General features: G+C 60.9%; 1 protein-coding gene. It reads left to right on the forward strand.

The window, feature by feature from the left end:
• Positions 1-1,090 precede the first annotated feature (1,090 nt).
• A partial coding sequence (locus tag BM315_RS17040) for a peroxidase family protein (protein WP_090503187.1) occupies positions 1,091-10,351 on the forward strand: 9,261 nt, incomplete at its 3' end.

The following is a 10,351-nucleotide window of genomic DNA, read 5'->3' on the forward strand; positions in this document are numbered from 1 at the left end:
CTATGTGCCATTAGTGTGTTGCGTTCAGGCTTTGGCGCTTAAGTGTGAAGGATCTGACCTCGTAGGGTGCGCCGTGCGCACCAGCGCTGGCTACAGGCTCTTGGTGCGCACGGCGCACCCTACCTATGCGGCCCTTGCAAGCAGGATCACTCTTCCCCAAAAGCCCCATGCAACACCTAACAGGCTGTTGAAAAACTACCTGCGTTGCCTCGCTGCGTTAAAAACAGGCTCGGGCGCGAGTCCGATCAAAATGCTCATTTACAGCTCGTAAACTCCGCTTTTTCGCCTGTTTTTGCCTTGCGATGGCCGCCTCGCCTACGTTTTTCAACAGTCTGTAAGTGTCCCCGGTCAGTAAGCCAGGCGTGTTATTCGCCAGGCCGTGTAGCGCCTGATTGCATGTGTGTCGAGCCGCCCTAAATAGTGGACTTCAACATAAGCCATAAGTCAGGTCGGCTGCAGAAACCAAATGCCAGCGAAACGACGCGGCAGGCAAGTTTCAAATCCAGTTAGTTATGTGTGAAGAGTTGGTTAGTTAAATGTGAAAATTTTGTTAGTTGGATGTGAAAAATTTGTCATTTCTTTGTGAAGAGCTTGTTGTTTTAAGTATTTCTATATTTATCAGTTACTTATGATATGTGTGCGGGTCAGACAATATTTATTGTCTATATATTGACATGGTCCTGTTCGCGAACTTTAGTCTAGACGTGAGTGATTGTTGACGAAGCATATTGCGCTGGAGAGGGCGCAATGGCTTATGCCAGCCACCGGCGGAAGAGACACACCATGAACAGTGTTTCGCGTCACCCGAAAGCACGGCTTTCATCGCTAGGGCATGTCTTAGACCCACAACTCCGTGGGCCGCCCTATGCCTGAGGCGCAACACCGGATCTTGCTTCGGTGTTGATGGGATAAAGCCAAACCATGTTGGGCGCTGATCAGCACAGGCTAGCGGTGTAGAGAGCGTTTGGCCCATCCCCCGGCATTAGCCATTTTCTGAATTGCAACGCTGAGCCACGCCTTTGCGAGGTCGATGCATGCCCGTGGCTTTCTGTTTATGCGCTTCGGCGTCTTGAACATTGAGGTAACAGCCATGGCCACCTTCATCAAGTCCGATCTTGAGTTCATTCTTCAACAGATCCTGATCGCCGAAGCCAACGCAGCTGGTGAAGATATTACCAATCTGATCCCCAACACCGAATTGCCCTTTGGTATGCGCACGGTTTCGGGTGAGGGTAATAACCTGAATCCGGGTAGTAGCCTGTTCGGCGCTGCCGATACGGTATTCCCGCGGCTGCTGACTCCGCTATTCAGAGCTGCACAGCCCGTTTCGGTCGACCTGGACGGGCCAGGGGGCCAGCAAGTTGGCGACCCGACGAGCTACCAGCAGACCAGCGGTTATGTATTCGACTCGCAGCCACGCACCATCAGCAACCTGATCGTCGACCAGACCGCCAATAACCCGGCAGCCGTGGCTGCCGCGGCGGCTAACGGGGGGGCTGCAATTGTTCCCAGTCCTGGTCTGGACGGTATTTTCGGTACCGCCGACGATCATGAGGTTTTCCACATTCCGAATATCTCGCCGGATGTGGGCCTGACCGTCTCGTTCAACTCCTGGATGACCTTCTTTGGCCAGTTCTTCGATCACGGTCTGGATCTGGTCACCAAAGGTGGCAGCGGCACGGTGTTCATCCCGCTGCAACCGGATGATCCGCTGTATGTACCCGGCGGCCAAACCAACTTCATGGTGGTGACGCGTGCCACCAACCAGCCGGGGCCGGACGGCATTCTCGGCACCGCCGACGATATCCATGAGCACAGCAACACTACTTCGCCGTTTGTCGACCAGAACCAGACCTACAGCTCGCACCCGTCGCACCAGGTATTCCTGCGTGCCTATGTGCTCGATGTGTCCGGCAAGCCAGTGGCGACTGGCAAGCTGATCACCAACCGCAACCTGGGGCCCGACGGCCAATTCGGCACCGCAGATGATGTGGAAATCGGTGGCATGGCCACCTGGGCGGTGGTCAAGGCGCAGGCGCGCGATATTCTGGGTATCAACCTGACCGATGCCAATTTCGAAGACGTGCCGCTGCTGGCTACCGATGACTATGGCAATTTCATCAAGGGCCCGAACGGCTTCCCGCAGGTGGTGATGGCGGACGGTTCCTTGGTCGAGGGCAATCTCGCCGCGCCGGTCGATCTGACCAACGCCGTGAGCACCGAGCACCAGTTCCTCATCGACATCGCCCACAATGCCGTTCCGGTAAACAGCCAGACCGGCGCAATGTTGGCGCCCGATGCCGACGACGTCGCCGGCGGCCCGGTGGCCGCAGGCTTCTACGACAACGAGCTGCTTGATGCGCACTACATCGCCGGCGACGGCCGGGTCAACGAGAACATCGGCCTGACCACCGTGCACCACATCTTCCACTCCGAGCATAACCGGCTGGTGGAAGTTACCAAGGCCGAGATCATCAATTCAGGCGATCTGGATTTCCTCAATCAGTGGCTGCTGACGCCCGTAGCGTCAATCCCAGCGGACACTTCGACGCTCGACTGGAACGGCGAACGCCTGTTCCAGGCCGCCAAGTTCGGCACCGAGATGCAGTACCAGCACCTGGTATTCGAAGAGTTCGCCCGCAGCATCCAGCCACAGATCAACGCCTTCATAGATTTCGACGCCACGGTCGACCCCTCGATAGTCGCCGAGTTCGCCCACACGGTGTATCGCTTCGGTCACTCCATGCTGACCGAGACCATTGACCGTTTCGACCCCACCTTCGGCTCCAGTGAGATTGGCCTGATTGCGGCCTTCCTCAACCCCCTGGAGTTCGCTGCCAGTGGCCCGACCCCGGATGAAGCCGCCGGCGCCATCGTGCGCGGCCTGACCCGCCAGGTCGGCAACGAGATCGACGAGTTCGTGACCGAGGCGCTACGCAACAATCTGGTCGGCCTGCCGCTGGATTTGCCAGCCATCAATATTGCCCGCGGACGAGATGCCGGCATTCCATCCCTGAACGCTGCGCGCCGTACTTTCTTTGACGGTACCGGCGACGCCCAGTTGAAGCCCTACAGCAGTTGGGTCGACTTCTCGGAGAACATCAAGCACCCGGAGTCGTTGATCAACTTCATCGCCGCCTACGGCACCCACTCGAGCATCACCTCGCAAACCACACTCGTTGGTATGCGCGAAGCGGCGACGGCCATTGTGCTCGGCGGCGCCGGCGAGCCGGCCGACCGTCTCGACTTCCTGTACAGCACCGGAGCTTGGGCCAGCGGCGCTGACGGTGTGACCAGCACAGGTCTGGACGATATCGACTTCTGGATCGGCGGCCTTGCCGAGGAAAAAATGCCCTTCGGCGGCTTCCTCGGTTCCACCTTCAACTTCGTCTTCGAGACCCAACTGGAAGCCTTGCAGGACGGCGACCGTTTCTACTACCTGCACCGCCTTGCGGGCCTGAACTTCCTCAAGGAACTGGAGAACAACACTTTCTCCAACCTGGTGATGCTCAATACCAATGTGACTCACCTGCCGGGCCTGATCTTCCAGACCCCGGGACTCACGCTTGAGGTGAATCAGTCCCTGCAGTACAACCCGGGCGTGATTGCCGGCCTCGACGGCATAGTGGGCACGGCGGATGACCTGACGGCCAATGACGACCCAGTTGGCCCTTCGTCCCATGCCGCCGGCTCGGGGCGCGAGGATTTCTTCACCGCGCTGGTCATTCGCGACAACCCCGATACGGTCGGGCCTGACAGCAACTACCTGCACTACACCGGCGACGAGACCGTGGTGCTCGGCGGTACGGCGGGCGATGACATCCTCATCGCTGGTGACTCCGACGACGACACCCTGTATGGCGATGCCGGCAACGATTACCTCGACGGCGGTTACGGTGCCGACAACCTGTTCGGCGGCGACGGTGACGACATCATTGCCGATCGCGGTGGCGACGACATCATTCACGGTGGCGACGGCAATGACGTCATTCACGGCGGCAACGGTCTTAACCTGATCCTCGGTGATGCGGGTAACGACTTCATCGTCAACGGTGAGGATTTCTCCGACATCTTCGGTGGCACCGGCAACGACTTCATCCTCGGCTCACGCCTGGACGCCTTCCCGAACGGCAACGAAGGCGACGACTGGCTCGAACTGGGCTTGCAGGATGGTGCCGCCGGCGACAACTTCGATCCGCTCAGCCAGGATCAGGTGATCGGCAACGACGTATTCCTCGGTGATGGCGGCTTCGACGAGGCGCTGGGGGAGGGCGGTGACGACATCATTGTCGGCAGCGAAGGTAACGACAAGTACGACGGTGTGTCCGGTTTCGACTGGGTCACCTGGAAGGACAGCCGCTTCGGCGTCACCCAGGACATGTTCAGAAACCCGCTGGTGGTCACCCCGGCGCCGCTGGAAGCCACCTACTTCCAGGTGGAAGGTCTGTCCGGATCGTCCCACGCCGATATCCTGCGCGGCGACGATGTTGACTCCACGCAAATTCAGGGTGCGGGCTTCACCGGCAGCGTTCTGACCAATATTGACCTGATTGCAGGTCTGCGCGCCTTGCTGGAAAACTCCCTGGGTGGCCCGGTCAGCTCGTTCGACGCCGGCAACATCATCCTGGGTGGCGCCGGCAGCGACATCATCGAAGGGCGTGGCGGCGACGACATCATCGACGGCGACCAATGGCTGAACGTGCGCATCAGTGTGCGCGAGAACATTGACGGCAGCGGCGCGGAAATCGCCAGCTACGACAGCATGATCCCGCTGGTACCGCTGATGCTCAACGGCACCTACAACCCCGGCCAGCTGGTGATCGCTCGTGAGGTACTGGACGCTAATGACGGAGGCTTCGATACGGCGGTGTTCACCGGCCTGGCCAGCGAATACATCATCAGCGTCGACGACAATGGCACCCCGGGCGACTTGAGCGATGACATCGTCACGGTGGAGGACACCTTCATCAACGGCGACGGGATCGATCGGCTCACCAATATTGAGCGGCTGCAGTTCAATGACCAGTCCATCGTCCTGGTGACGGGCCTGAACAATGAGCCTACCGGCCAGCTGTCCCTGTCTGACCTGACTCCGGCGGTCGGCCAGCAACTCACTGTCTCCCTGGGCACTGTTGCCGACGCCGACGGTATTGCCGGCCGTGTCACCTATATCTGGCAGTTCGAGCGCGACGCCGGTTCGGGCATTTTTGAGGACATCAGCTACCAGCTCGCACCACGGCTGGCGCCAGACGTGCTTGGGCCGAAGTGGACGGTGACTCAGGAGCTTCAGGGTTTTGCCCTGCGCGTCAAGGCCCACTACCTGGACGCCAACGGGGTCAACGAAACGGTGTTTTCCGCCCCCACCGCGGTAGTCGCTGCCGGCACACCGGCCCCTGCGCCGGCCGCCCTGATCAACGGCCCGCAAAACGGCATCGTCAGTGAAGGCGTGCACTTCCTCGGCTCCGACCTGCAGTTCATCCTGGATCAGATCAAGCTCGCGGAACGCAATGCGGCAGGCGAGGACATCCTTGATCTGGTGCCGCATCCACGCATGGCAGTCGGCCTGCGCACGGTGGACGGCACCTTCAATAACCTGATGCCGAACCAAAGCACCTTCGGCGCGGCCGAGCCAGTGTTCCCGCGCTTGCTGGATCCGCTGTTCCAGGATGCTGAGACCCTGACGGTCGAAGACGGGCCTGGCGGCGTCAATGTCGGAGAAACCACCTCATACAGCCAGACCAGCGGTTTTGTGCAGGATTCGCAACCGCGCACCATCAGCAACCTGATCGTCGACCAGACCGCCAACAACCCGGCGGCGGTGGCTGCGGCGGCGACTAACGCCGGTGCCGAGGTGGTCGATGGGCTGCGCGCGGACGGTACGCCCTTCCAGACCTTCTTCTTGCCGAACGTGGCAGCCGATATTGGCCTGACCGCACCGTTCAACGCCTGGATGACCTTTTTCGGTCAATTCTTCGACCATGGTCTGGATCTGGTGACCAAGGGTGGCAGCGGCACGGTGTTCATGCCGCTGCAACCGGACGACCCGCTGTTCGTGCCCGGCAGCCCGACCAACTTCATGGTCATGACCCGTGCCACCAATCTGCCCGGAGCCGATGGCGTGCTGGGAACTGCCGACGACATTCACCAGCAGAGCAACACCACCTCGCCGTTCGTCGACCAGAACCAGACCTACAGCTCGCACCCGTCGCACCAGGTGTTCCTGCGTGCCTATGCGTTCAATGCCAACGGCGAACCGGTGGCAACCGGGCGCCTGATCACCAACCGCGAGCTGGGCGCCGATGGCATATTCGGCACGGCGGATGATGTGGAAATCGGCGGCATGGCCACCTGGAAAGTGGTCAAGGCGCAGGCGCGTGACATTCTGGGCATCAACCTGACCGATGCCGATGTCGAAAACCTGCCACTGCTGGCCACCGACGCCTACGGTAACTTCATCAAGGGGCCAAACGGCTTCCCGCAAGTGGTGATGAAAGGCATCGACGGCATTGCCGGGACCGCCGACGACTTCCTGCAGGAAGGCAATCCGCTGGCGCCGGTCGACCTGACCAACGCCGTGCGTACCGGACACCAGTTCCTCATCGACATCGCCCATAACGCGGCGCCTGCTGGACTGGCGCCTGACTCGGATAATGTCGTAGGCCTGTCAGAACCCGGCACTTACGACAACGAACTGCTCGACGCGCACTACATCGCCGGTGACGGCCGGGTCAACGAGAACATCGGCCTGACCGCGGTTCACCATATTTTCCACTCGGAACACAACCGTTTGGTTCAGCACACCAAGGATGTGGTGCTCGAGACGGCGGGTGGAGGCGATGTCTCGTTCCTCAATGAGTGGCTGCTGGTGCCGGTCGTCGCAGTGCCGGCCGATTTGAACAGCCTGGTGTGGAACGGTGAACGGCTGTTCCAGACCGCCAAGTTCGGTACCGAGATGCAGTACCAGCACCTGGTCTTCGAGGAGTTCGCCCGCACCATCCAGCCGAACATCGACGTGTTCATCCCGAACTTCCAGAACTACCAGAGCGAGATCGACCCCTCGATCGTGGCCGAATTCGCCCACACCGTGTATCGCTTCGGCCACTCGATGCTGACCGAGACCATCGACCGCCTGGATGCGAACTTTGTCTCCAGCGAAATCGGCCTGATCCAGGCCTTCCTCAACCCGCAGGCGTTTGCCGCAAGCGGTGCGACCCCCGACGAGGCGGCCGGCGCGATTATTCGCGGCGTCACTCGCCAGGTTGGTAACGAGATCGACGAGTTCGTCACCGAGGCGCTGCGCAACAACCTGGTTGGTCTGCCGCTCGACCTGGCTGCCATCAACATCGCCCGTGGCCGTGATACCGGCATTCCGTCCTTGAACGCGGCACGTCGGGACTTCTACCACGGCACTGGCGACGCGCAGTTGAAGCCCTACAGCAGTTGGGCCGACTTCGTGCAGCACATCAAGCACCCCGAGTCCTTGATCAACTTCATTGCGGCCTATGGCACCCACTCGACCATCACGGCGCAAACCACGCTGGACGGCAAGCGCGAGGCGGCGGCCGCCATCGTGCTCGGTGGCGTCGGCGAGCCGGCCGACCGTATCGACTTCCTCTATAGCACCGGAGCCTGGGCCAGCGCCGCGAACGGTGTAACCACTACCGGTCTGGACGCAGTCGACTTCTGGATCGGCGGCCTCGCCGAGGAGAAAACCCCGTTCGGCGGCTTCCTCGGCTCGACCTTCAACTTCGTCTTTGAAGAACAGCTCGAGAAGTTGCAAAACGGTGACCGCTTCTACTACCTGGAGCGCGCCGCCGGCCAGAACTTCCTGACCGAACTGGAGAACAGCTCGTTCGCCAAACTGATCATGGCCAATAGCAGTGCCACCCACCTGCCGGGCCTGGTGTTCCTCACCAGCCTGATTCTAGAGGCAGACCCGACGCGGCAATCCGCGCCTGACCCGGTTGGCGACAACCCTCTGGTGCCGTTGGTCATCCGCGACGACCCGACCACACCGCTGGTTGAATCCAACTACCTGAAGTACACCGGGGCGGAAACCGTGGTACTCGGCGGCACCGAGGGCAACGACACCCTGATTGCCGGCGATTCCGACGATGACACCCTGTGGGGCGACGGCGGCGACGACTACCTCGAAGGCGGCTACGGCAACGACAACCTGCGCGGCGGTGCCGGCGACGACATCCTGACCGACATCGGCGGCGACGACAATCTGCAAGGTAGCGAAGGCAACGACGTGATCCTGGGTGGCAACGGCCTCAACCTGGTGCTCGGCGGCTTCGGCCAGGATTTCATCTTCACCGGTTCGGACGCCTCGGAAGCCTTCGGCGGCCCGGGCAACGACTTCATCCTGGGCAGCCAGGCCAACGAACAGGATATGGGCAACGAGGGTGACGATTGGCTGGAACAGGGCAACCTTGACGGCAACCCGGGCGACAACTTCGACCCCTTCAACCGCGACCTGGTGATCGGCAACGATGTGTTTCTCGGCAGCGGCGGTCCCGACATCATGAACGCCGAGGGGGGCGATGACATCATGGTCGGCAACGCCGATGCCGGCGACAAGTACCTGGGCGCCTCCGGCTTCGACTGGGTCACCTTCAAGGATGACCAGGTCGGCGTTGGCGTGGACATGAACGTTCGCGCCGTAGGCGTGGGGCCAGGGCCGCTCGCGGCGGGCATCATCGCGCGCTTTTCGTTCGTCGAAGGCCTTTCCGGGTCGGCGTTCAGCGATTACCTGCGCGGCGATGACCGCGATGCCCTGCAGATCGCCAACTCCGGCGCCCAAGGCAGCGTGCTGACCAATATCGGCTTGGTTCACGGCCTGCAGGAGCTGCTCAACAACGCCATGGGCAGCAACGTGACCTCCTTTGGCGCCGGCAATATCATGCTCGGTGGCGATGGCAGCGACATCATCGAGGGCCGTGCCGGCGATGACATCATCGACGGTGACAAGTGGCTGAACGTGCGCATCAGCGTGCGTGCCGGTGTCGACGCCAATGGCCTGCCAACCGGGGACGAGATCGCCAGCTATGACAGCATGGTGCCGCTGATCCCGTTGATGCTCAATCGCACATACAACCCCGGGCAGTTGCAGATCGCCCGTGAAATCCTGCCTGGCTCCGGCGGCTTCAACTTCGACACGGCGGAATACGCCGGCCTGCTGTCGGACTACACCGTGGTCGAAACCGGCCCCGGCAACTACATGGTCATCGATAACGTCGGCACCGACGGTACCGACCGGCTCAGCGGCATCGAACGCTTGCAGTTCAACGATCAGTCGCTGGTGTTGGTCGATGGTTTGAACGCTGAAGCCGTGGGCCTGGCGTCGATCAATGACTTCACCCCCGAAGTTGGCTCGTTGCTGAGTGCCGGGGTTGAGGGCGTGACCGATGCCGACAACCCGGGTATCGGTCGTGTCACTGGGCCTGTGAGCTACACCTGGCAGGCCGATTTCACCGGCACGGGCCTGTTCGAAGACATCACCATCGCCACCGGCGTAGGCGTGGACACAGCAACTGGCCCGACCTTCCGCGTAACCGAGGATCTCGAAGGGCTGAGCCTGCGCGTCAAGGCCGTCTACCAGGACGCCCAGGGTGTGCTCGAGACCGTGTTCTCGACCCCGACCGCCACGGTTTCGGCAGTAGCCGTGAACGACGCACCGGTCGGTACCATGCTGATCAGCGACACCACGCCGATAGTCGGCCAGCAACTGACCGCCACCCGCGCCTTCACCGACCCGGACGGCCCGGCTAATCCGGCGCTGGCCTACCAATGGCAGTCGGGTAGCGGCGGCGTCTTCAACAACATCGTTGGCGCCACTCAGCAGACCTTCAGCCCGACCCTGGCGCATGTCGGGTTGCAGCTGCGGGTGATGGTTACCTACACCGATGGCCTTGGCGCGCTGGAGACAGTGACCTCGGTGGCGACTTCGGCGGTGGCTAGCGTGATCGTCGGTACGGCTGGGGATGATGTAATCATCGGGACCGCGCTTGACGATGAGATTCAGGGGCTGGGTGGTAATGACACCTTGAATGGTGCGGGAGGTAATGATGTTGTTGATGGTGGTGACGGCAATGACATCCTCAGCGGTGGCAATGGCCTTGGTGACGACATACTCATAGGTGGTGCTGGCAATGATTTGCTTAATGGAGGGCCAGGTGCCGATACCATGAGCGGTGGTACGGGTAACGATATGTATATCGTCGACAATACTGGAGATGTGGTGATTGAGGGGCTGAATGCTGGTGTCGATCGGGTACATACCCTGCTGAGTAGCTATACCCTGGGTGCCAACCTGGAGAACCTGAGCTACGCCGGTACCGGGGATTTC

Source organism: Pseudomonas borbori, assembly GCF_900115555.1.
GTDB classification, from domain to species: domain Bacteria; phylum Pseudomonadota; class Gammaproteobacteria; order Pseudomonadales; family Pseudomonadaceae; genus Aquipseudomonas; species Aquipseudomonas borbori.